The following is a 19,954-nucleotide window of genomic DNA, read 5'->3' as shown; positions in this document are numbered from 1 at the left end:
GATCGCGTCAGCCCGGCGCGGTTCAGCGCTCGGCGGCCAGCAGAGCGCGCTTGTCGGGCTTGCCGCTGGGCAGGGTCGGCACCGTGGTCACGACGGTGAGCGTCGCCGGGACCGACGCCGCGCCGAGCTCCCGCTCCACCAGCGTGCGCAGCGCCGCGGCATCCGGCTCGCGACCCTCGGCGCCGACGACGAACGCGTGCGCCGCCTCCCCGGTGCGCTCGTCCGGCGCGCCGACGACGTAGGCCTGGTCGACGTCGGGATGCGAGGCCAGCACCTGCTCGATCGCCCCGGCGTAGTGGATGATCGCGTTGACGATGATGACGTCGCGGGTGCGGCCGGTGAGGTGGACGTAACCACGCTCGTCCACCCGCCCGAGGTCCCTGGTGCGGACCCAGCCGTCGCTCAGCACGGCCGCGGTCTCCGCCTCGTCGCGCCAGTAGCGCGTCACCGAATGCGGTGTGCGCACCCAGATCTCCCCGCCGGTGCCGTCCGGCACGACGTTCCCGGTGTCGTCGCGCAGTTCGAGGCCGATCTGCTCACCGGGCCGCCCGACCGTGCCGAGGGCGTCCGGCCACCGCGCGACCTCACCCGCGGTCAGCACCGTCAGCATGCCGGTTTCGGTCTGCCCGTAGGCGTGGTGCATCGCGGGGCCGACGCGCTCGAACGCCTCCGCCAGGCGGTGCGGCGCGAGCGGTGAGCCGGCGACCAGGAGCATCCGCAGGCCGCTCAGGTCGTGGTCTTCGGTGCGGAGCAGGTCGAGCACCTGATGCAGCCGCGGCACCGTCATCAGCGCGGCGGTGATCCGCAGGCGCGTGAGCACCGCGGGAAAGTCCGGCAACGCCTCCGGGATCACCGCGGTGCCCCCGGAAAGCAGGCACAGCCCCAGATGTTCCAGCATCACCGCGCTGCTGAGCGTGCCGAACAACAGGAAACGCCGGTGTGCGCGCGAAAGCTCTCTCAGCTGCCCACCCCAGGGCGCCGAAGGCCAGGACCATTGCGCGGTCACGGCCGCGTAGTCGAACGCGGCCCCCTTGGGCGCACCGGTGCTGCCGCTGGTGAACACCACCGCCGCCAAGTCGCCCGGGTGACCGGCGGCGACCGGGTTTTCGTGGTCCCGCAGCAGCTCCGGTCCGACGCGCAGCACCTTCGCCCGGGTGGCGGCGGCGATCAGCTCGGGCGCCGCGGTGTCGTCGACCACCAGCGCGTCGACCTCGCCGACGACGTAGGGCAGCTGGGCCCTGGTGAGACCTGGCCGGACCCCGACGAACCGGCAGCCGAGCGTCTGGGCGGCGATCTGGACGGCGAACCCCTCCGGGGTCACCGCGGTGGCCACCGCGACCCCGTCACCCGGGCCGAGCCCGGCCGCCCGGAGGCCCGCGGCGAAACGCCCGATCAGCTCCAGGACCTCGGCTCTGGTCACCACCCGTGAACCGTGCTCGAAGGCCGCGACGCCGGGATCACGGCGGAAAGCGTCGAGCAGTACCTGAGGGAACACCCCGTGCGTCGCGTCGTCCACCTGATCCCCATTTCCCACTGACGGTCACCCAATGACTACCAGCCGGATCTCGGGAGAATCTCAGAGCGCGCCCCTGAAGGCCACCTTCACGGCGTAAAACGCCGTGAAGGTGGCCTTCAGGGGCATTCGGACAAGACTCAGCGGACGGCTTTTGCCGCCTTCGCCGCGGCGAAGTAGGCGCTGGCGTTCGGCAGGTACGAGAACACCGCACCGGCGACGGCGGCGATCTCGCCGATGTAGGCCAGCCAGGTCCCGCCCGCTCCGAACAGCAGCGAGAGCAGGGCGAGCGCGGCGAGGACGGTCAGCACGATCCGCGCCCAGTTGCGACCGGCCTTGAGCTTGAAGGCGAACAGCAGGTACAGCCCGGCGAAGATCACCGCGAAGACCAGCGCCAGCACGGAGAGAATGGTGGCCAGCTGGTCGATCTGCGCGTCGGTGAGCGCGCCGCCCTGGTTGTTGGTCGCGCGCATCTGGTCGGCGAGATCGCTCTGGGTGCCCAGCGCGAGGATGCCACCCACCAGCCCGATGACGGCGGCGACGACGTATCCCCAGAAGGAGACCGTGATCTCGGTCGGCGGCACGGGACCGGTCTGTGCGTACTGGCCTTCGTTGAGCGGCGGAGGCGGCGGGTAGTAGGGCTGCCCCGGGTCCGGTGTGTTGGTCATGTGAAGAAATTTAGCCCCCGGCGCGGGCAAACGCATAACGGAAAAAACGACCTTCCGGAATCCGCACGTCCCGGCGGCGTCAGCTGAAGTCGGCCACGTGGTCGATGGCCCACTGGGTGAAAGGTGCGGGCCGGGCACGGCGCCGATCAGCTCAGCCTGGTGCCGCTGGGACAACGACCCAGGCCTGCTGTCCAGCGTCGTCTTCCCGCGGCGCATCGCGGTGCTCCCGCGGCCACCGGGATCGAGAGCGCGCCGGTGGTGCGCCGGGTGAAGAACGCCGCGAGCCTGCCCTACACCGGCGAGTCCAGGACCCGCACCGCGTAGGGCGCCACGGCGCCGCCGCGCAGGGTCTCGGCGTCCATTGTGGACGCCTGAAGCCCGGTGGCGCCGAGCCGCGCGGCGACGGTCGCGCCGGGCTCGTCGACCCGGTCCGCGCGGCCGGTGACGAAGGCCCACTCGTGCTCGTCGGAACCGTAGTAGAGCACCGTCGGGAACACCTCGTGGAACCGGCGCCACGACGCGGCGAGCGTCTCGTTGCGCCACAGGGTCGGGCAGCCCGCCTGACAGGTCACCACGCCGCCCTCGGCGAGCAGCCCGGCGCAGCGGGACAGGAAATCCTTGCCGTACAACCGGTTGTGCTGCGCCTCGGGGTCGTCGTTCTCGTCGGGCAGGTCGATCACGATCACGTCGTAGGTGTCCCCGGCCCGTGCGGCGCCGGCCAGGAACTCCCAGCCGTCGCGGTAGTGCATCCGCACCGGGCCCTCGCCCGTTTCCGCTCGCGCGAGCTCGGCGGCGGTGTAGCCGTAGGGCAGGTGCTCGGCGCAGGCCCGCACGGTCTTCTCGTCGATGTCCACGTGGTCGACGAGCTCGGCCCCCGCCGCCAGCGCGAGCTCGCAGACGACGCCCTCGCTCGACCCGATCACCAGCACCCGCCGGACCCGCTCGGCGAGCAGCATCGCGGGCACCATCAGCGCCTCGTGGTAGACCAGCTGGCTCGCCTCGGTGCTCTGCCGCTCGTCGTCGCAGAACAGCGAGACGCCCTGGGCGGTCCGGCCGATCAGGACGTGCTGGAACTCGGTGCGGGTCTCGAACAGGACCTCGTCGACCACCCAGACCCTGGCCAGGCCGGGGCCCATGGGCTCGGTGATCCGCACGGGGCCGGGCATCAGTGTTCTCCTCGCAGGACGGTGGACAGCTGGATCGAGCCCGCGCCGAGCGCTTCGGCGAGCAGGTGGACGGCGTGTTCCGGGTCGGCGCGGTCGCCGCAGGTGAACACGTCGACGAACACCGCGCCCAGCTCGGGGTAGGTGTGCAGGGAAGCGTGGGACTCGGCGAGCAGCGCCACGACCGTGACACCCTGCGGCGCGAACCGGTGGGCCGCGACCTCACAGACGGTCGCGCCCGCCTCGGTGACGGCGGCCGCCAGGATCTCGCGCAGCCGCTCGGAATCGTCGAGCAGCGCGGGTGCGATCCCGGCGAGCTCCGCCAGGACGTGCCGCCCGGCGAAGCGGCCGATCAGCCCCGCGGTCCGGGGTTCAGCCCGCATCGCCGAACCTCCCGACGCAGTAGGTCGCGAGCGGCTCGATGCCGTTGAAGGCGACCGAGGCGTAGCTCGCGGTGTACGCGCCCGTCCCCGGCAGGTCGAATCGGTCGCCTGCCCGCAGCGACAGCGGCATCTCGTAGCGGGTCCGTTGGTAGAGCACGTCGTCACCATCGCAGGTCGGTCCGGCGAGGATCACCGGCCCCCCGGGTCCCCCACGGCCCGCCACCGGTTCGAAGCGGTACGCGATCGCCTCGTTCTCGGTCTCCGCCAGTCCGTTGTAGCGGCCCACGTCGAGATACACCCACCGGCACGGATCCACCGCGGACTTGCGGGACACGAGCACGACCTCGGTCCGGATGAGCCCGGCGTCCGCGACGATCGCGCGGCCGGGTTCGAGCGTCAGCTCGGGATGGCCGCCGGGGAACCGCGCGTCCAGCGCGGCGGTGATCCGGGCCGCGTAGTGGCCGAGCGAGGGCACGGCTGTGCGGTACTCAGTGGCGAAGCCGCCGCCGAGGTTGAGCCGGTCCAGGACGACGCCGCCCGCCTCCGCTTCGGCGAACAGCTTCGCCGCGGTCTCGACACCGATCTCCCAGGCCGTCGCGTCGGGCTGCTGGGAGCCGACGTGGAACGCCACGCCCGGCCGGAGTCCGTGCGCCGCCGCGCGGTGCACCAGCTCGAGCGCGAGCGCCGGTTCGCAGCCGAACTTGCGGCCGAACGGCGTCGCCGAGTCCGGTGCGTTGAGCAGGACCCTGATGGAGACGGCCGAGCCGGGCGCGTACCGGGCGAGGTTGTCGACGTCGCTCTCGGCGTCGGAGGTGAACTCGCGGACGCCACGGGCATAGGCGAACTCGATGTCGGCGGCCTTCTTGATCGTGTTGCCGTAGGCCAGCATCCCGGGATCGGCCCCGCGCCCGAGGCAGAGCGCGATCTCCGCCCGCCCCGCGACGTCGAAACCGATTCCCGCTGCGACCAGGGCATCCAGTACCGCCGGAGCGGGGTTGGCCTTCACCGCGTACCGGATCCGCGCGCCGGGGAACGCGGCGGTCAGCTCCGTCGCGGCCCGCGCGACCAGGTCGGTGTCGACGACGAGGCAGGGGGTCGGCGGATCGTGTTCGTCGAGGAACCGGCGGATCCCGGCCAAGCTGTCAGGCACCGGCCCAGCGTGTCAGGCGGGCGCCGGGCCGGGCAATGTCGACCCCACTCACGCCGACCCCCTCACGTCGTCGGCCTACCGAGGACGCACGCGGTCAGCGGAACCGGCCGCATGGCTGATCGGCGTCGGCCGCACGGCTGATCCGGCGGGCCGGTCGGCGGCCGAAACTGGGAGTACGGAACGAACACCGATCATCAGGAGGACACCATGTCGATCATCGAAACCCTCGGCGCGGCACTCGGCCTGTTCCTGCTCGTGCTGATGGCCGCCGGACAGGTGCTCGTCGAGCTGAACGACCGGCTCCCGGTCCGCCGCGAACGCCGCCCGCGGCCCCGGCACGCCGCGCGGAAGGTCCTTTCGCCCAGCTTGAGCTCGTGAGCGCTCAGTCCGGGGAACGCAGTCTCGTGGCCCGGAAGACACTGTCGGTCACCGTCAGTTCCTCCCCCGCCGGGCCGGTGACGATCCGCTCGCGCACCGCACAGGTCTCGACGAGCCAGTGCCAGGGATCCGGCGGCAGCGACGACGTGACCTCCTCCGGGGCGAACAGCATCTCGGCCGGACGAAGATGGCCGGACGGGCTGACCGGGTCGCTCGGATGGTGCCCGACGACGACCAGCGACCCACCGGGCACGACCGCCGCGGCGATCCGGTGGATCACCGCGCTCCACTCATCTTTGAGCAACGGCAGGAACTGTGCCGACACCAGTTCGTAGGACTCCGGCGGTTCCCAGCCCGACAGATCGCCGTGCACCCAGTCGACGCCGTCGGCGATCCCCTGGTCGAGTCCGTGCCGCGCGGCACGTTCCAGCGCCACCGGCGAGACGTCCACCGCGGTGACCCGCCAGCCCGCCCGCGCCAGCCACACGGCGTCGCCGCCCTCCCCGCAGCCCAGGTCCAGCGCGCGTCCCGGCGGCAACCCCGCCGTCTCGGTGACCAGGCAGGCGTTGACCTTCCCGCTCCACGACGCGGTGCGCTCCCGGTAACGGGAATCCCACAGTTCCTGTTGCGAGGCGTCCTCGCGATAGTGCCCGTGCATGGCCTGAGTCTGGCCGCTACCGGACTCCGGCGGCAAACCTTCGTGCCGTTTCGGCACGACGCTCACACCAGCGCGTGCCTGCCGCGGTTCTGTTCGCCCGCGCTCTGGTCGAGCAGCCTGCCCGCCACCCGGCCGATCGCGGCGTCGAGTTCTGGCCCGGCGCCCCAGTCCTCCAGCCGTTCGGTCAGCCAGCTCTTCCAGGCCGCGACGACCTTCTCGAACTCCGTCCGGCCGAGGCCGGTGAGCGTCCACTTCCCGGCCGAGTACCGGAGGTGACCGGTCAGCTCCAGCCGGGCGAACGCCGGTTCGAGCACCGGCGCGGGCACGCCGAAGTGCTCGCCGATGGCCGTCAGCGTCGCCGGTTCACCGCGGCGCTCGCGCAGGTACACCTGCACCAGGCACCAGACACCGCCGTGGTCGAGCTCCGAGCCGGACCGGCCGACGATCGCCGGCGCGACCTTCTTGCGCTCACGGAAGAACAGCGTCGCGATGGCCCGCTCGAGCTCCCGGTCCTGGTCCCTCGCCTCGGGCATGCCGAAGCCGTCGCCGATGTCCGGCGCGCCCGCTTTCGACGTATCCCGCAGCGGGACCTCCTTGAGGAACAACGCCAGCAGCAGCGCGACCAGCCCGACCGGCGCGGCCGCGAGGAACACCGTCTGCAGCGACTCGCTGTACGCGTTGATGACGCCCCGCGAGATCGACTCCGGGAGCTGGTGCAGCAGAGCGGGCACCTGCGTCACCCTGGGATCGACGCCGGGGGGCAGCGGATTCGCGGCCAGCGCGGTGGCCAGGTTCGACGAGAGCTGGCTGGCGTAGATGGTCCCGAAGATGGCCGCGCCGAACGCGCTGCCGATCGACCGGAAGAAGGTGACGCCCGAGGTCGCGACGCCGAGATCGGCGTAGTCGGCGGTGTTCTGCACGGCGATGACGAGCACCTGCATGCCCAGCCCGATGCCGAGCCCCAGCACCGCCATGTACAGCGAGGCCTCCCAGAACCCGGTGTTCGCGTCCAGTTTGGACAGCAGGTACAGCCCGAGCGTCATCCCGATCGCGCCGAGGACCGGGAAGATCTTGTACCGGCCGGTCTTGCTGACCAGGTTGCCCGACACGATCGAGGCGACCAGCAGCGCGAGCACCATGGGCAGCAGCCGGATCCCGGACGTCGTCGCCGTGGTGCCCTGCACGTACTGCATGTACGTCGGCAGGTACGACAACGCGCCGAGCATCGCGAAGCCGACGACGAAGCTCATCAGCCCGCCGACGGTGAAGACCGGGTTGCGGAACAGTCGCATCGGCAGCATCGGTTCCTTCGCCCGCAGCTCCACCAGTACGAACAACCCGATCAGCACGACCGAGCCTGCCGCCATACCGATGATCGTCGGCGAGCCCCACGCGTACTGCGTGCCGCCCCAGCTGGTGACCAGGATCAGGCCGGTGGAAGCGAGACCGATCAGCAGGATGCCGAGATAGTCGACCACTGGTTTGAGCGCGGCGCGGGCGTTCGGCATCGAGGCCGCCGCCACGATGAGCACGACCACGACCAGCGGGATGTTGACGTAGAACGCCCAGCGCCAGGACAGGTGGTCGACGAACAGGCCGCCGAGCATCGGCCCGGCGACGGTGACCACCCCGAAGACCGACCCGAGGATGCCCTGGTACTTGCCCCGTTCGCGCAGCGGGACGACGTCGGCGATCAGCGCGGACGCGGTCACCATCAGGCCGCCTGCGCCGAGGCCCTGGACCGCACGCCACGCGATCAGCCACAGCATGCTGTCGGCGAACCCGCAGAAGAAGGAGCCGACGCCGAAGATGATCACCGACAGCTGGAACATCAGCTTCCGGCCGAACAGGTCGCCGAACTTGCCGATGACCACGGTCATGATCGTCTCGGCGAGCAGGTAGGACGTGACCACCCACGAAAGATGCCCGGCACCGCCCAGGTCGCCGACGATGGTCGGCAGCGCGGTGCCGACGATGGTCTGGTCGAGCGCGGCCAGCAGCATGCCGAGCAGCACCGCGCCGAACACGGCGTTGATCTTCTTCCGGCTGAGCTGGACCGGTGCCGCGTCCGCGTCACCCCGCTCGATCGTGGCGGTAGCCGTCATCGCGTCCTCTTCCTCGTCCGGCCACCTGCCCTGGCCTGGTGCCCACTGCGGAAAGCAGACCTCCCCCACCCGCATCCGGCATCCGGAAATCGGGTACTACTTTCCGTGACCGCACTCCAAAGCCCCTGAAGGCCACCTTCACGGCGTAAAACGCGGTGAAGGTGGCCTTCAGGGGCAGTCGGTGATGACGCGGGTGCCCGCGCCGAGTAGGCCGCCAGGACGTTCGTCGCCACGTCGTGGGTCAGGTACGCCGTCCGGCCCGCCACCGCGATGTCGCCCACGTACGGGTCACGGTCGCGCTTGGCGCCGTCGTGCAGGACGAGCTTGCCCTCCAGGGTGGGCGAAGCGGCGTTGCGCGGGTCGACGTCGGCGGCGCGGAACCTGTCCGTGACCAGCTCGTTGGTGTACGACGCGTCGTACCAGTACTTGTTGAGCCGCTCGTCCGAGGACAGGAAGCTGCCCCGGAAGGTCTTCGGGGTGCCAAGAAACGCGGTGAAGTCGAGGCTGACATTCCGCAGCGTGACCTCGCCGAACGGGTTCGCCTCCGGCGCGTCGCCCGGCGGCGCGTCGAGCGTGATCTTCAGGTAGCGGAACCCGTGCAGGCCGTCGGCGCACACCTTCGTCCCGTACTGGCAGCTCCGCGTGTCCGTCCACTTCGCTCCCCCGGACGGCACGGCGTACTGATCGGTCCCGACCCCCGAACGGGTGTAGTCGGAGACGTCCGTCAAGTACTGCGTCGACTCCGAGAACGCCAGCCGCACCCCGGGACGGTTGCCCTTCGACCCGGCGAAGTCGACCTTCGGGTAGCCGACCACGACCTGGCCGAAGTCCAGCGTGACACTCGGTGGCTGCTCGACCGGCACCAGTCCCGGCCAGACCTCGTTGATCCGGGTGTAGTTCCCCTTGCCCGTCGCCTGGTTCCTCGACACCGAGATCCTGACCTGGCCGGTGGTCACCGGCGCGGCGAACGGCACGGCCCGCTGGACGGCGGTGTTGCCGGTGACCGAACCCGCCCGCTGCCAGGCGCTCCCGTCCCAGGTGTCGACGATGAAGTCCGGCGGCACACCGTCCGCATTGGACAGCACGGTGACGCCGGGCAGCGGCACCGGCTGGGCCGAGGTGATCGTCAGCACCGCCGGATAGGTGTCCGGCTGGGCGTCGTTCCAGAACGTCGCCGGGTTCTGGTCGATGGCGTTGCCCGGCACGTACGTGCGAGCCTGGCCGTTGTCGGTGTTCGGGTCGTGGAACGAGGACGCCGCCACGGTGGTGCCCGGCGGCCAGGCCGGTTTCGGCGCGGGCGCCGTCCGGGTGAGCGTCGTGGTGCGGCCGTTGAGCAGGCCTTGCGGGTCGGTGACGCCGCCGGTACTGGTGAGCGACCGCACCGGCGCGACCTCGCGATGTGGGGGCGCGGCCACGTACTGGCGCCAGTTCTGGGACAGGTTCACCCCGCGCGGCCCGGCCTGGGCGGGCGCGGCGAGCGCCGCGGTCACCGCCAAGGCCGTCACACACGTGATCAGGGACCGGTTGCGGGCGGCACGCATCGAAACTCCGTTCGGGGACCAAGGAGTGAAACGTTACAAACCGGACAACGATTTCAGGAGCGAGAGATCAGGCGCCCCACCCCGCCTGTTCGCCGCCGACGCGCTCGGCGACAATCCGCTCGCGATAGCCCGAGCGGGCGTACGCCGCGACCGGGTCGGGGTCGAGCCCCTGCTCGGTACGCAGCTCGGCCAGCAGCGGCCGGATGTCGGAGTTGTAGGCGTCCATCAGCACGGCGTGCGCGCCCAGCACGTCACCGGCTTCCTGCGCGACGGCGAGCGCCACCTGGTCGACCAGCAGCGCCTTGGCCGTCGCCTCCTGCACATTCATCACCGAGCGGATCTGCGCGGGGATCTTTTCCTCGATGTTGTGGCACTGGTCCAGCATGAACGCCACCCCGGCCGACTCGGCGAAACCGCCGCCCGCCCGCACCTCGTGCAGGATCCGGAACAGCTGGAAGGGGTCGGCCGCGCCGGCCATCAGGTCGTCGTCGGCATAGAACCGCGAGTTGAAGTCGAACCCGCCGAGCTTGCCCGCCCGCAGCAGGAACGCGACGATGAACTCGATGTTCGTGCCCGGCGCGTGGTGCCCGGTGTCGACCACCACCTGCGCCTTCTCCCCCAGCTGCAGGCAATGCGCGAAAGCGGTGCCCCAGTCCGGAACGTCCATCGTGTAGAACGCGGGCTCGAACAGCTTGTACTCCAGCAGGATCCGCTGCCCGTCACCGAGCCGTTCGTACACAGTGGACAGTGCTTCGGCCAGCCTGTCCTGCCGCGCGCGGATGTCGTCCTGGCCGGGGTAGTTCGTGCCGTCGGAGAACCAGAGCTTGAGGTCCCGCGAGCCGGTGGCGTCCATGACGTCGACGCAGTCGAGCAGATGCGCCACCGCCTTGCGCCGCACCGCGGCGTCCGGGTTGGTGACGCTGCCGAGCCGGTAGTCGTCGTCCTGGAACACGTTGGCGTTGATCGCGCCGGGCAGCACGCCGAGGGCGACGGCGTGCTTCGCGAGCGCGGCGTAGTCCTCGACCCGGTCCCACGGGATGTGCAGTGAGACCTTCGGCGCCACCCCGGTGAACCGGTGCACGCAGGCGGCGTCGGCGATCTTCTCCCACGGGTCACGCGGCACCCCCTGCTGGGCGAACACCTTGAAGCGCGTCCCCGAATTGCCGAACGCCCAGGACGGCAGTTCGATTCGCTGGGTGCGCAGGCCGGTCAGCACGCGGTCCCTGGCGTCAGGCGAAAGGGTGGTCATACGGGCCTCCGGCAGGCTCAGAAGTTGTACTGGTCGATGTTGCCCGCGGTGAACACCGTCGGCGGGCCGAGCACGACCTCCGCTTTCGCGCCGACTGTGTACGGGCCGAGCGGACCGGCGGTGAACTTCTCGCCCTCCTTGCCGGTGATCTGCCCCGAGGCCAGCGCGGCGGCCGCGTAGCCGGACAGCTCACCGAGCTTCGCCGGGTCCCACAGCGCGAACTGCTTGACGGTGCCGTCCTTGACGAACTGCCGCATCTGGTTCGGCGTGCCGAGCCCGGTGATCGCGACCTTGCCCTTGTAGTTCGACGTGCTGACGTACCGCGACGCGGCCGCGATGCCCACCGTCGTCGGCGAGACGATCGCCTTGAGGTTCGGGTAGGACTGCAGCAGGCCCTGGGTCTCCTGGAACGACTTCTGGTCGTCGTCGTTGCCGTAGACCGTGGTCACCAGCTTGAGCCCGACGTACTGGGGCTTCGCGAGCTCGGTCTTGAACACCTCGATCCAGGCGTTCTGGTTGGTCGCGTTCGGCGTCGCCGACAGGATCGCGATCTCGCCGCTGCCACCGGCGGCCTCGGCGGTCATCTTGGCCAGCGTCTCGCCGACCCCGGCGGTGGTCGCCTGGTTGATGAACAGGTCGCGGCAGCCGGGGCTGGTGTCGGAGTCGAACGAGACGACCTTGATCCCGCCCTGGCGTGCCTGGTTCAGCGCCGGGCACACCGCGTTCGGGTCGTTGGCCGCGATCACGATGGCGTTCTGCTGCTGCTGGACGAGGGTGTTGATGTAGCTGACCTGCGAGCTGGCGCTGGCCTCGCTCGGGCCGACCAGCTTGTACTCGCCCTTGACCGCCTCGACGGCCTTCTTCCCGCCGCCGACCTCGATGTCGGAGTACGGGTTGTTGAGCTGTTTGGGCAGGTAGGCGATCTTCAGCCCGGATTTGATGGCCGCGTTCGGGTCGGCGGCCGCGGTGTTCGACGGTGCCGCGCCCGCCGAGTTGGCGCTGTCACGGGTGGTGCCGGAGCAGGCGGACACGACGAGCAGGGCGGCGACTCCCGTCGTCGCCAGGAAACCGCGGGAGATGCGGTGCATGGGCTGGTCCTCTCTGGAGGGGCGGGGCTGGGGTCAGGGCTTGAGGGCGTGCGCGCGGTCACGGCGTTGCCGGGCGGCGCGCGCCCGCTGGAGCAGGTTCGGGACGACCACGGAGACGATGAGCAGACCGCCGGTGACGATGGTCAGCGTGTCGGCGGAGACGTCGGCGAGCCGCAGGCCGTTGCTCAACGTCCCGAGCAGCAGCACCGCGGCCACGACCCCGCCCATCGAGCCGCGGCCGCCGAAGATCGAGACGCCGCCGAGCAGCACGGCGGCCACGACGGACAGCTCGAGCCCCGTGCCGTTGTCACCGCGGGCGCTCGCGTAACGCAGGGTCCAGTAGATCCCGGCGAGCGCGGAGATCACGCCGGTGGCGACGAAGAGCAGCAGTTTCGTCCGCCGCACCGACACCCCGCTGAACCGCGCGGCCTCGGCGTTGGCGCCCATCGCGAACAGCGTCCGGCCGAACGCGGTGTAGTGCAGCAGCACCGCGAACAGGACGACGAGCACCAGCAAAGGCAGCAGTACCAGCGGAATCGGCGTGCCCGGGAGGTCCGCCGTCGCGGCGCGCGTCCACTCCGCCGGGAAGTCCGCGACAGCCTGGTCACCGAGCAGGACGGTCGCAAGCCCGCGATACAACGCCAGCGTGCCGATGGTGACGGCCAGCGACGGCAGCCCCAGCACGGTGACGAAGAAGCCGTTGACCAGGCCCAGCACCACACCCGCCACCAGGCACAGCACCACCGAGAGCTCGATGGTGAACCCGCTGAGCCACAGCTTCCCCATCAGCGCGCTGGACAGGCCGAGCGTGCTGGCCACCGACAGGTCGATCTCGCCCGTGACCACCACCAGGGTCAGCGGCAGGGCGATCACGCCGATCGCGACGACGTCGAGCAGCAGGAAGCTCAGGTTCCGGCCCCCGGCGAACCCGTCGACGGTGAAGGAGAAGACCGCCGCCGCCAGGATCAGGGCCGTCACCACGGCCGACGCCCACGACGGCGCGAACCGACGTCGTCCCGAGTCCACTTCGGACGGTTCGGCCGCCACCGGCGGATCGTCGAGGGTCACCACGTCACGCTCCACGGGTCGCTCCTCCTCGGAGCCGGGCCACCACCCGGACCGCGAGCAGGCGGTCCAGTCCGATGGCGGTGAGGATCAGCACGCCGACGACGGCCTGCTGCCAGAACGGGTCGATGCGCAGGACCGCGAGCGCGCTGCCGATCACGGTGAGCAGCAACGCGCCGAGCGCGGCGCCCCAGACCGTGCCGCTGCCGCCGAAGATCGCGACCCCGCCGATCACCGCGGAAGCCACCACGGTGAGCTCGAGCCCGCTGCCCGCGGTGGCGTCGATCGTGCCGAACCTGGCCGCGTAGAGCACACCCGCGAGCCCGGCCAGCGCGCCGTTGAGGATGAACGCGGTGAGCACCCGGCGGCCCACCTGGACACCGGAAAGCCTTGCCGCTTCACTGTTCGAGCCGATCGCGTACAGCTCACGGCCGCTGCGGTAGGAGCGCAGCAGCCAGGCACCGGCGGCCACCACCACGAGCGCCACGAGCGCGAGGACCGGCACGCCCAGGACCGTCGCCGTGCCCAGTCGCAGGAACGACCCGGGAAGGTCGGTGGCGTTGATCTGGCCGCCACCGGCCCACGTGTAGTCGAAGCCGCGAAACATGTAGAGGGTGCCGAGCGTGACGACCAGCGCGGGCACTTTGGCGGCGGCCACGAGCGCGCCATTGAGGAAGCCGCAGACAGCGCCCGCGGCCACCCCCGCCAGCACAGCGACGAACACAGGAAGGCCCGGCGCGGCGAGGAAGAGCTTGCCGACACCGAACGACACCAGCCCGACGACCGAGCCGACGGACAGGTCGACGTTCTTGGTGATGATCACCAGCGTCTGCCCGACCGCGAGGATGACCAGCACCGCCGCACCGAGCAGGAGGTCCCGCAGGCTCTGCGCGTCCAGGAACCGCGGGTTGTCCACGGCGGTCACCGCGATCAGCACGAGCAGCGCCAGCACCAGCCCGGCTTCACGGACGCGCAGCAGCCGCGAACTCGCCACGGCACGGGGATCCGGCCGGATCTCAGTCCTGGTCGTCACGGCGCGACCTCCTGACGGCTGCCGGTCGCGGCGAACATCACCGAGGCTTCGTCGGCCTCGGCCCGCGGGATTTCGGCGGCGAGCCTGCCTTCGTGCATCACCAGCACCCGGTCGGCCATGCCGAGCACCTCCGGCAGTTCCGAGGACACCATCAGGATCGCGATCCCCTCTCCGGCCAGCCGCGAGAGCAGGCGATGCACCTCCGCCTTGGTCCCGACGTCGATGCCGCGGGTCGGCTCGTCGACGATCAGCACCTTCGGCGCGGTCGCCAGCCATTTGGCCAGCACCACCTTCTGCTGGTTCCCGCCGGACAGCGTGGACACCGCGTCGGACAGCGCGCCCGCCTTGAGCCGCAGGACACCAGCCCATTCGCGGGCCAGCGCGTGCTCGGCGCGCCGAGTCAGCAAGCCACCCCTTGACAACGCGCGGCGGCGGGTGAGCGCCGCGTTGGCCTCGACGGACAGGTCCATCACCAGGCCCTGGTGCCGCCGGTCCTCGGGCACCAGCGCCAGCCCGGCCGCGATCGCCGCCGCCGGATCACCACCCCGCAACCGTTTCCCGGCGACCGTCACCTCGCCCTCGTCGTAGCGGTCGACGCCGAACACCGCGCGCACGACCTCGCTGCGCCCGGCGCCGACGAGCCCGGCGAGCGCCACGATCTCGCCGCCGCGGACGTCGAACGTGATGTCCGAGAACACCCCGGTGCTGGTCAGCCCGCGAACGCTCAGCAGCTTTTCGCGGCGCTCGGCATCCTCCTTGGGGAACAGGCTGGTGACGTCACGGCCGATCATCCGGCGGACGACCTTCTCGACGGTGAGGTCCGCGGCGAGGTCGGTGGAGACGTGCCGTCCGTCCCGCATCACCGTGATCCGTTCGCACAGCGAGAAGACCTCGTCGAAGCGGTGCGAGATGAACAGCACCGCGGCGCCCGCGTCCCGTAGTGAGCGCGCGACCGAGAACAGCCGCTCCACCTCGACGCCCGACAAGGCGGCGGTGGGCTCGTCCATCACCAGGACCTTGGCGTCGAACGACAGCGCCTTGGCGATCTCGACCAGCTGCTGGTCCGCGATGGACAGTCCGCGCGCGGGCCGGTCGGGGTCGATCGCGACGCCCAGTTTCGCGAACAGGTCGACGACCGACCGGCGCATGGCAGCGTGGTCGATCCGGCCGAGACCGCGCAACGGCTGGCGGCCCATGAAGATGTTCTCGGTGACCGAAAGATCGGGGAACAGCGTGGGTTCCTGGTAGATGACCGCGATCCCGGCTTGGCGCGCCTCGGCGGGCGAGCCGAGCTCGACCACCCGGCCGTCGAGCAGGACGTGCCCGGAGTCCGCGCGCAACGCCCCGGCCAGGATCTTGATCATGGTGGACTTGCCGGCGCCGTTCTCCCCGACCAGCGCGTGCGCCTCACCGGCTTCCAGACTCAACTGAGCCCCGGTCAGCGCGGCTACCGCACCGAACGCCTTGGCGATGTCACGCATTTCCAGCACCGGCGCCACAGCGTCGCCTCCAGCGTTCTGAAACGTTTCATTTTGGCGTACGTAAGCTAGTGGGCCAGCTCACACGCTGTCAAGGGACGATTCCCTGACCTTCGCCAATCGCTCCCCGCCGCACCGTATAGACCGTTATACATCTCACTCCACGCGCGCCTGTCCTTCGAAGCCGCTTACCCTCCACAAAAGACGAAAGTCTGCCCACTCGCCCGCTTTACACCGCCACGACCGTTCCATGCGTGCCCATTAGGCCACCATGACAGCGTTAAACGCCGTGAAGGCTCCCATCAGGGCACACGGCAAGCCGACATGACGTCAGTTTCCGGATGCCTTCTCAGAGTTCGCCGAGGGCGCTGATCGGGGATTCGACGCAGTCCGCCACGAAGCGCAGGAAGCCGCCCGCGGTGCCGCCGTCGCAGACGCGGTGGTCGAAGGCGAGCGTCAGCTCGGTCACCTTGCGCACGGCCAGTTCACCGCCGACCACCCAGGGCCGGTCGATGATGCGCCCGATGCCGAGGATCGCCGCCTCGGGGTGGTTGATGATCGCGGCGGACCCGTCGACGCCGAACACGCCGTAGTTGTTGACCGTGAACGTGCCGCCGGTGAGCCCGGCCGGGGTCAGTTTGCCGTCGCGGGCGGCGGCGGTCCGGTCGGCGATCGCCGCGGACAACTCACGGGTGGACAGCGAGTCCGCGCCGTTGACCACGGGCACCATCAAGCCGCGGTCGGTCTGCGCCGCGAAACCGAGATGGATGTCCCGCAGCACCACGATCGCGTCCGGCTCGACGCGCGAGTTCAGCTCCGGGAACCGGCGCAGGCCCGCGACGACGAAGCGGGACACCAGCGCCAGCAGGCTGACCGGCCGATCCGGCTGCCGCGCGTTCAGCTCCTTCCGCGCCTCGAGCAAAGCCGTCGCGTCGACGTCCACCCACACCGTCGCTTCGGGAATCTCACGGCGTGACGTCGCGAGCTTGTCCGCGACGGTCTTGCGCACGCCGCGCAGCGGAATCCGTCGGTCACCCTCGGTTTCCTGTCGCGGCAACGGTTTCGGCTCGGTCAGGGCGGTGATCGCCGCGTCGACGTCGCAGCGCCGGACGAGGCCTTGCGGGCCGGTGCCCGCGAGGCTCCGGAGGTCGACGCCGTGATCCACGGCGAGTTTGCGGACCAGCGGCGAGATCACGCCAGGGGCCCTGGCCGGTGGCCGGGTGACCGGCTCCCGTGTGCGCTTCGTCCGGCGGGTGCGGCGGGTGGTCGGCGCCGTGCCGTACCCGATCAGGACATTGCCACTCCCCTTGCCACTCCCCTCGCCACTCCCCTCCGCCGCGACGGGGACAGCGACGCCGGGTTCGTTGAAGCCCACCGCGGGCTCGCCGACGGTCAGCAGCGGCGCGCCGACCGCCAGGGTCTCCCCCGCTTTGCCGTGCAGCACCGTGACCACACCGGCGAACGGCGCCGGGACCTCCACCGCTGCCTTCGCGGTCTCCACCTCGACGACGACCTGGTCGACGGTGATCGTGTCGCCGACGGCCACGTGCCAGCCGACGATCTCCGCCTCGGTCAGTCCTTCACCGAGGTCGGGCAGCAGGAACTCAGGCATACTGTCCCTCCCGCACGGGCTGGTCGTCCCACTGCAGGCGGCCGATGGTGTCGAGGATGCGGTCGACGCTCGGCAGGTGGTGCCGCTCGAGCTTCGGCGGCGGGTACGGGGTGTCGAACCCGGTCACCCGCAGCACCGGGGCGTGCAGGTGGTGGAAGCAGCGCTCGGTCACCCTGGCGACGACCTCGGCGCCGTAGCCGCCGAAACCGGACGCCTCGTGCACCACGACGGCGCGTCCGGTGCGGCGCACCGACTCGGTCACGGTGTCGTCGTCGAACGGGCTCAGGCTGCGCAGATCGACCACCTCGACATCCCAGCCCTCGGCCGTCGCCGCTTCGGCGGTTTCCAGCGCGGTCGCGACCATCGGGCCGTAGGCGATCAGCGAGACGTCCTTGCCGGGACGCCGGATCACCGCGCGGTCCATCGCCGCGCCCGACCGCGTGTAGTTCACCTGGCCCTTCGACCAGTAACGGCACTTCGGCTCGAGGAAGACGACCGGGTCAGGACAGTCGATCGAGTCGCGCAGCAGGTCGTAGGCGTCCTGCGGGGTGCCGGGTGTGACGACGCGGAGCCCGGGCGTGTGCGTGTAGTAGGCCTCGCTGGAATCGCAGTGGTGCTCGACGCCGCCGATGCCCCCGGCGTAGGGAACGCGGATCACCATCGGCAGCGACAACGCGCCGCGCGTGCGGTTGCGCAGCTTCGCCACGTGCGAGGTGATCTGCTCGAACGCCGGGTAGGCGAAGGCGTCGAACTGCATCTCGACGACCGGCCGGAACCCGCCCATCGCCATGCCGACGGCGAAGCCCACGATGCCGGACTCGGCGAGCGGGGTGTCGAAGCAGCGGTCCTCGCCGAAGTCGGCGGTGAGCCCGTCGGTGACGCGGAAGACGCCGCCGAGCGCGCCGACGTCCTCGCCGAAGACCAGCACGCGCTCGTCGTCCTTCACCGCGTCGCGCAGGGCCGCGTTCAATGCCTGCGCCATGGTCGTTTCCGGCATGTCACGCCTCCTGGGTGTCGAGTTCGGCGGCGAGGAACGAGCGCTGCTCGGCCAGCTGCCGTGTCGGTTCGGCGTAGACGTGCTCGAACAGCGACAGCGGATCGGGCGAGACGTCCTCGTTCAGCTGGCCGCGCACACCGGCCGCGAAGGTCTCCGCTTCGGCCTTGAAGCCCTCGATGTCGTTATCGGACAACGCGTTCCTGTCCCGGAGATAGGTCTCCAGGCGGGCCACCGGGTCGGCCGCGCGCCAGCGCTCGACCTCAGCGCTGTCGCGGTACCGGGTGGCGTCGTCGGCGTTGGTGTGCGCGTCCATCCGGTAGGTGTGCGCCTCGACCAGGAACGGGCCACGGCCACTGCGCGCGTGCTCGACGGCGGCGTCGAGCACCGCGAGCACGGCCACCGCGTCGTTGCCGTCCACCTGCTCGGAGCGGACACCGTAGCCGACGCCCTTGTAGGCCAGCGCGGGCGCCGCGCTCTGCTTGGCCAGCGGCACCGAGATCGCGTACTGGTTGTTCTGGACGAAGAACACCACCGGCGCGGAGAACACGGCGGCGAAGTTGAGCGCCTCGTGGAAGTCGCCCTCGCTGGTGCCACCGTCGCCGATCAGCGCCATCGTCACGGTGTCCTCACCGCGGCGGCTCATGGCGTGGGCCAGGCCGGTGGCGTGCAGGGTCTGGGTCGCCAGCGGGGTGCACTGCGGCGCGACCCGGGCGGCCGCCGGGTCGTAGCCGCAGTGCGCGTCGCCGCGCAGCAGGGTCAGCACCTCGCCGGGGTCGAGGCCGCGCGCGACGAGCGCCATCGAGTCCCGGTAGGTCGGGAACAGCCAGTCGGCGTCGCGCAGCGCGAGCACGCACGCGATCTGGCAGGCCTCCTGGCCGGTGCTGGACGGGTACACGGCAAGCCTGCCCTGTTTCGTCAGCGCTGTGGCTTGCGTGTCGAACCGGCGGCCCAGCACCATCAGCCGGTACGCCTCGCGCAGCCGGTCGAGGCCGGGCGCCTGGTGACCGGACGCCTGGTCGACGGCCGTGCCGTCCTTCGCCACGAACCGCACCGGGCGGTCCGAAGGGAGCAGGTCACGCGCTTCCACCGTCATGGCCGAGCCCACCTTCCGCGAGACATATGATGCGAGAATCGTGGATCTGACCGGCCCGATGTACAAGCAATCGGCGAAATGAGCGACACATTGACTTCAGGGAACGATTCAGCCGACCAAACGTCCGGCACCGCCTCGCTCCCGGCCGGGTCGCCGGGACGAACGGTCGCCCCCCTCGACGAGGTCGACCGGGCGATCATCGGCGAACTGTCCGAGGACGGCCGGATGTCGATCCGGTCGCTGGCCGACAAACTGCACATCTCCCGGACCAACGCCTACGCCCGGATCGAGCGGCTCCTCGCCGAGCACGTGATCACCGGCTTCGGCCTGCGCGTCGACGCGCGGCTGGCCGGGCTCGGCACGAGCGCGTACATCATGGTCACCGTCGAGCAGACGTCCTGGCGCGCGATGGCGGCCGGGCTCCGCAAGATCCCCTACGTCGACCACGTCGCGCTGGTCGGCGGCGACTTCGACATCCTGCTGCTCGTCCGCACCCCCGACAACGCCACCCTGCGCGACGTCGTGCTGGAGCGCCTGCAGGCCATCGAAGGCGTCCGCTCCACCCGCACCTGGCTCATCTTCGAGGAGCTCGACGGCATCGGCCCGCCCTGGCTCTCCTGAACTCTCCCGCTGAGAACGCGTCTGAGAACTGTCGCAGCAGCCGCCGCTCGAAGCCTCGGGCACCTGTCCTTCGAAGCCGCTTACCCTCCACAAAGGACGGAAAGTCCACCCATTCGCCCGTTTCATACCGCCATGACCGTTTCATGCGTGCCCCTGAAG

19 protein-coding genes are annotated in these 19,954 nt (G+C 70.6%); 3 read left to right on the top strand and 16 right to left on the bottom strand.

From position 1 onward, the window contains the following. Positions 1–22: 22 nt before the first annotated feature. Positions 23–1,516, bottom strand: a complete 1,494-nt coding sequence (locus QMK34_RS31055; RefSeq protein ID WP_326418097.1) for a class I adenylate-forming enzyme family protein — start codon at positions 1,514–1,516, stop codon at positions 23–25. 137 nt (positions 1,517–1,653) lie between these two features. Beyond that, complete coding sequence (locus tag QMK34_RS31050; protein ID WP_326418096.1) at positions 1,654–2,181, bottom strand: hypothetical protein; 528 nt, start codon at positions 2,179–2,181, stop codon at positions 1,654–1,656. A 123-nt stretch (positions 2,182–2,304) separates the two neighbouring features. Between QMK34_RS31050 and QMK34_RS31045 the strand changes: the two genes are divergently transcribed. Then, entirely contained in the window at positions 2,305–2,505 is a 201-nt protein-coding gene (locus QMK34_RS31045; protein ID WP_326418095.1) for a hypothetical protein, read from the top strand. On the opposite strand, the gene QMK34_RS31040 is transcribed toward QMK34_RS31045, so the two are convergent. The 3 genes from QMK34_RS31040 to QMK34_RS31030 are packed head-to-tail and all read right to left on the bottom strand — an operon-like array spanning position 2,472 to position 4,877. Further along, a complete protein-coding gene (locus QMK34_RS31040; protein ID WP_326418094.1) occupies positions 2,472–3,347 on the bottom strand; it encodes a spermidine synthase in 876 nt (291 codons plus the stop codon). The two genes, QMK34_RS31045 and QMK34_RS31040, sit on opposite strands and share 34 nt — an antisense overlap. Next, complete coding sequence (gene speD, locus QMK34_RS31035) at positions 3,347–3,727, bottom strand: adenosylmethionine decarboxylase (protein WP_326418093.1); 381 nt, start codon at positions 3,725–3,727, stop codon at positions 3,347–3,349. The genes QMK34_RS31040 and speD overlap by 1 nt, the downstream gene beginning before the upstream one ends. Continuing rightward, complete coding sequence (locus tag QMK34_RS31030; protein ID WP_326418092.1) at positions 3,717–4,877, bottom strand: type III PLP-dependent enzyme; 1,161 nt, start codon at positions 4,875–4,877, stop codon at positions 3,717–3,719. The genes speD and QMK34_RS31030 overlap by 11 nt, the downstream gene beginning before the upstream one ends. Positions 4,878–5,084: 207 nt before the next feature. On the opposite strand from QMK34_RS31030, the gene QMK34_RS31025 reads away from it, so the two are divergent. After that, complete coding sequence (locus tag QMK34_RS31025) at positions 5,085–5,255, top strand: hypothetical protein (protein WP_326418091.1); 171 nt, start codon at positions 5,085–5,087, stop codon at positions 5,253–5,255. Between the two features lie 4 nt (positions 5,256–5,259). Here the strand turns inward: QMK34_RS31025 and QMK34_RS31020 are convergent, their stop codons facing one another. The 11 genes from QMK34_RS31020 to pdhA form a co-directional block, all read right to left on the bottom strand. Further along, positions 5,260–5,913 carry a class I SAM-dependent methyltransferase gene (locus QMK34_RS31020; protein WP_326418090.1) on the bottom strand — a complete coding sequence of 218 codons (654 nt, stop codon included), beginning with the start codon at positions 5,911–5,913 and terminating at the stop codon, positions 5,260–5,262. 62 nt (positions 5,914–5,975) lie between these two features. Then, a complete protein-coding gene (locus tag QMK34_RS31015; protein ID WP_326418089.1) occupies positions 5,976–8,018 on the bottom strand; it encodes an MDR family MFS transporter in 2,043 nt (680 codons plus the stop codon). Continuing rightward, entirely contained in the window at positions 8,015–9,559 is a 1,545-nt protein-coding gene (locus QMK34_RS31010; RefSeq protein ID WP_326418087.1) for a discoidin domain-containing protein, read from the bottom strand. The genes QMK34_RS31015 and QMK34_RS31010 overlap by 4 nt, the downstream gene beginning before the upstream one ends. 67 nt (positions 9,560–9,626) lie before the next feature. Next, on the bottom strand, positions 9,627–10,808 hold the full coding sequence (gene rhaI, locus QMK34_RS31005) for an L-rhamnose isomerase (protein WP_326418086.1): 1,182 nt from the start codon (positions 10,806–10,808) through the stop codon (positions 9,627–9,629). Between the two features lie 17 nt (positions 10,809–10,825). Next, a complete protein-coding gene (gene rhaS / locus QMK34_RS31000; protein WP_326418085.1) occupies positions 10,826–11,896 on the bottom strand; it encodes a rhamnose ABC transporter substrate-binding protein in 1,071 nt (356 codons plus the stop codon). A gap of 33 nt (positions 11,897–11,929) precedes the next feature. Then, a complete protein-coding gene (locus tag QMK34_RS30995) occupies positions 11,930–12,979 on the bottom strand; it encodes an ABC transporter permease (protein WP_442785250.1) in 1,050 nt (349 codons plus the stop codon). Continuing rightward, a complete protein-coding gene (locus tag QMK34_RS30990; protein ID WP_326418084.1) occupies positions 12,969–13,994 on the bottom strand; it encodes an ABC transporter permease in 1,026 nt (341 codons plus the stop codon). Before QMK34_RS30990 ends, QMK34_RS30995 begins: the two co-directional genes overlap by 11 nt. Next, entirely contained in the window at positions 13,991–15,475 is a 1,485-nt protein-coding gene (locus QMK34_RS30985; protein ID WP_326418083.1) for a sugar ABC transporter ATP-binding protein, read from the bottom strand. The genes QMK34_RS30990 and QMK34_RS30985 overlap by 4 nt, the downstream gene beginning before the upstream one ends. A 346-nt stretch (positions 15,476–15,821) precedes the next feature. Continuing rightward, positions 15,822–17,084 (bottom strand): dihydrolipoamide acetyltransferase family protein, encoded by a 1,263-nt coding sequence (locus QMK34_RS30980; RefSeq protein ID WP_326418082.1) that lies wholly within the window; start codon positions 17,082–17,084, stop codon positions 15,822–15,824. Next, positions 17,077–18,081 carry an alpha-ketoacid dehydrogenase subunit beta gene (locus QMK34_RS30975; protein ID WP_326418081.1) on the bottom strand — a complete coding sequence of 335 codons (1,005 nt, stop codon included), beginning with the start codon at positions 18,079–18,081 and terminating at the stop codon, positions 17,077–17,079. Before QMK34_RS30975 ends, QMK34_RS30980 begins: the two co-directional genes overlap by 8 nt. 1 nt (position 18,082) lies before the next feature. Continuing rightward, positions 18,083–19,174, bottom strand: a complete 1,092-nt coding sequence (gene pdhA / locus QMK34_RS30970) for a pyruvate dehydrogenase (acetyl-transferring) E1 component subunit alpha (RefSeq protein ID WP_326418080.1) — start codon at positions 19,172–19,174, stop codon at positions 18,083–18,085. Positions 19,175–19,252: 78 nt separating this feature from the next. Between pdhA and QMK34_RS30965 the strand changes: the two genes are divergently transcribed. After that, complete coding sequence (locus QMK34_RS30965) at positions 19,253–19,795, top strand: Lrp/AsnC family transcriptional regulator (protein WP_326418079.1); 543 nt, start codon at positions 19,253–19,255, stop codon at positions 19,793–19,795. The last annotated feature ends 159 nt before the right edge of the window (positions 19,796–19,954 follow it).

Source organism: Amycolatopsis sp. H20-H5 (genome assembly GCF_035828755.1).
GTDB lineage: Bacteria > Actinomycetota > Actinomycetes > Mycobacteriales > Pseudonocardiaceae > Amycolatopsis.
This window is presented reverse-complemented; position numbering and strand designations above follow the sequence as displayed.

Excerpts from the sequence above, each read along its gene's own strand:
- QMK34_RS30975 (WP_326418081.1), bottom strand. The coding sequence starts at position 18,081 with ATGCCGGAAACGACCATGGCGCAGGCATTGAACGCGGCCCTGCGCGAC.
- QMK34_RS31050 (WP_326418096.1), bottom strand. The coding sequence starts at position 2,181 with ATGACCAACACACCGGACCCGGGGCAGCCCTACTACCCGCCGCCTCCG.
- rhaS (WP_326418085.1), bottom strand. The coding sequence starts at position 11,896 with ATGCACCGCATCTCCCGCGGTTTCCTGGCGACGACGGGAGTCGCCGCC.
- QMK34_RS30980 (WP_326418082.1), bottom strand. The coding sequence starts at position 17,084 with ATGCCTGAGTTCCTGCTGCCCGACCTCGGTGAAGGACTGACCGAGGCG.
- QMK34_RS30965 (WP_326418079.1), top strand. The coding sequence starts at position 19,253 with ATGAGCGACACATTGACTTCAGGGAACGATTCAGCCGACCAAACGTCC.
- QMK34_RS31015 (WP_326418089.1), bottom strand. The coding sequence starts at position 8,018 with ATGACGGCTACCGCCACGATCGAGCGGGGTGACGCGGACGCGGCACCG.
- QMK34_RS31020 (WP_326418090.1), bottom strand. The coding sequence starts at position 5,913 with ATGCACGGGCACTATCGCGAGGACGCCTCGCAACAGGAACTGTGGGAT.
- QMK34_RS30985 (WP_326418083.1), bottom strand. The coding sequence starts at position 15,475 with ATGCGTGACATCGCCAAGGCGTTCGGTGCGGTAGCCGCGCTGACCGGG.
- pdhA (WP_326418080.1), bottom strand. The coding sequence starts at position 19,174 with ATGACGGTGGAAGCGCGTGACCTGCTCCCTTCGGACCGCCCGGTGCGG.
- QMK34_RS31040 (WP_326418094.1), bottom strand. The coding sequence starts at position 3,347 with ATGCCCGGCCCCGTGCGGATCACCGAGCCCATGGGCCCCGGCCTGGCC.
- QMK34_RS31025 (WP_326418091.1), top strand. The coding sequence starts at position 5,085 with ATGTCGATCATCGAAACCCTCGGCGCGGCACTCGGCCTGTTCCTGCTC.
- speD (WP_326418093.1), bottom strand. The coding sequence starts at position 3,727 with ATGCGGGCTGAACCCCGGACCGCGGGGCTGATCGGCCGCTTCGCCGGG.
- rhaI (WP_326418086.1), bottom strand. The coding sequence starts at position 10,808 with ATGACCACCCTTTCGCCTGACGCCAGGGACCGCGTGCTGACCGGCCTG.
- QMK34_RS31010 (WP_326418087.1), bottom strand. The coding sequence starts at position 9,559 with ATGCGTGCCGCCCGCAACCGGTCCCTGATCACGTGTGTGACGGCCTTG.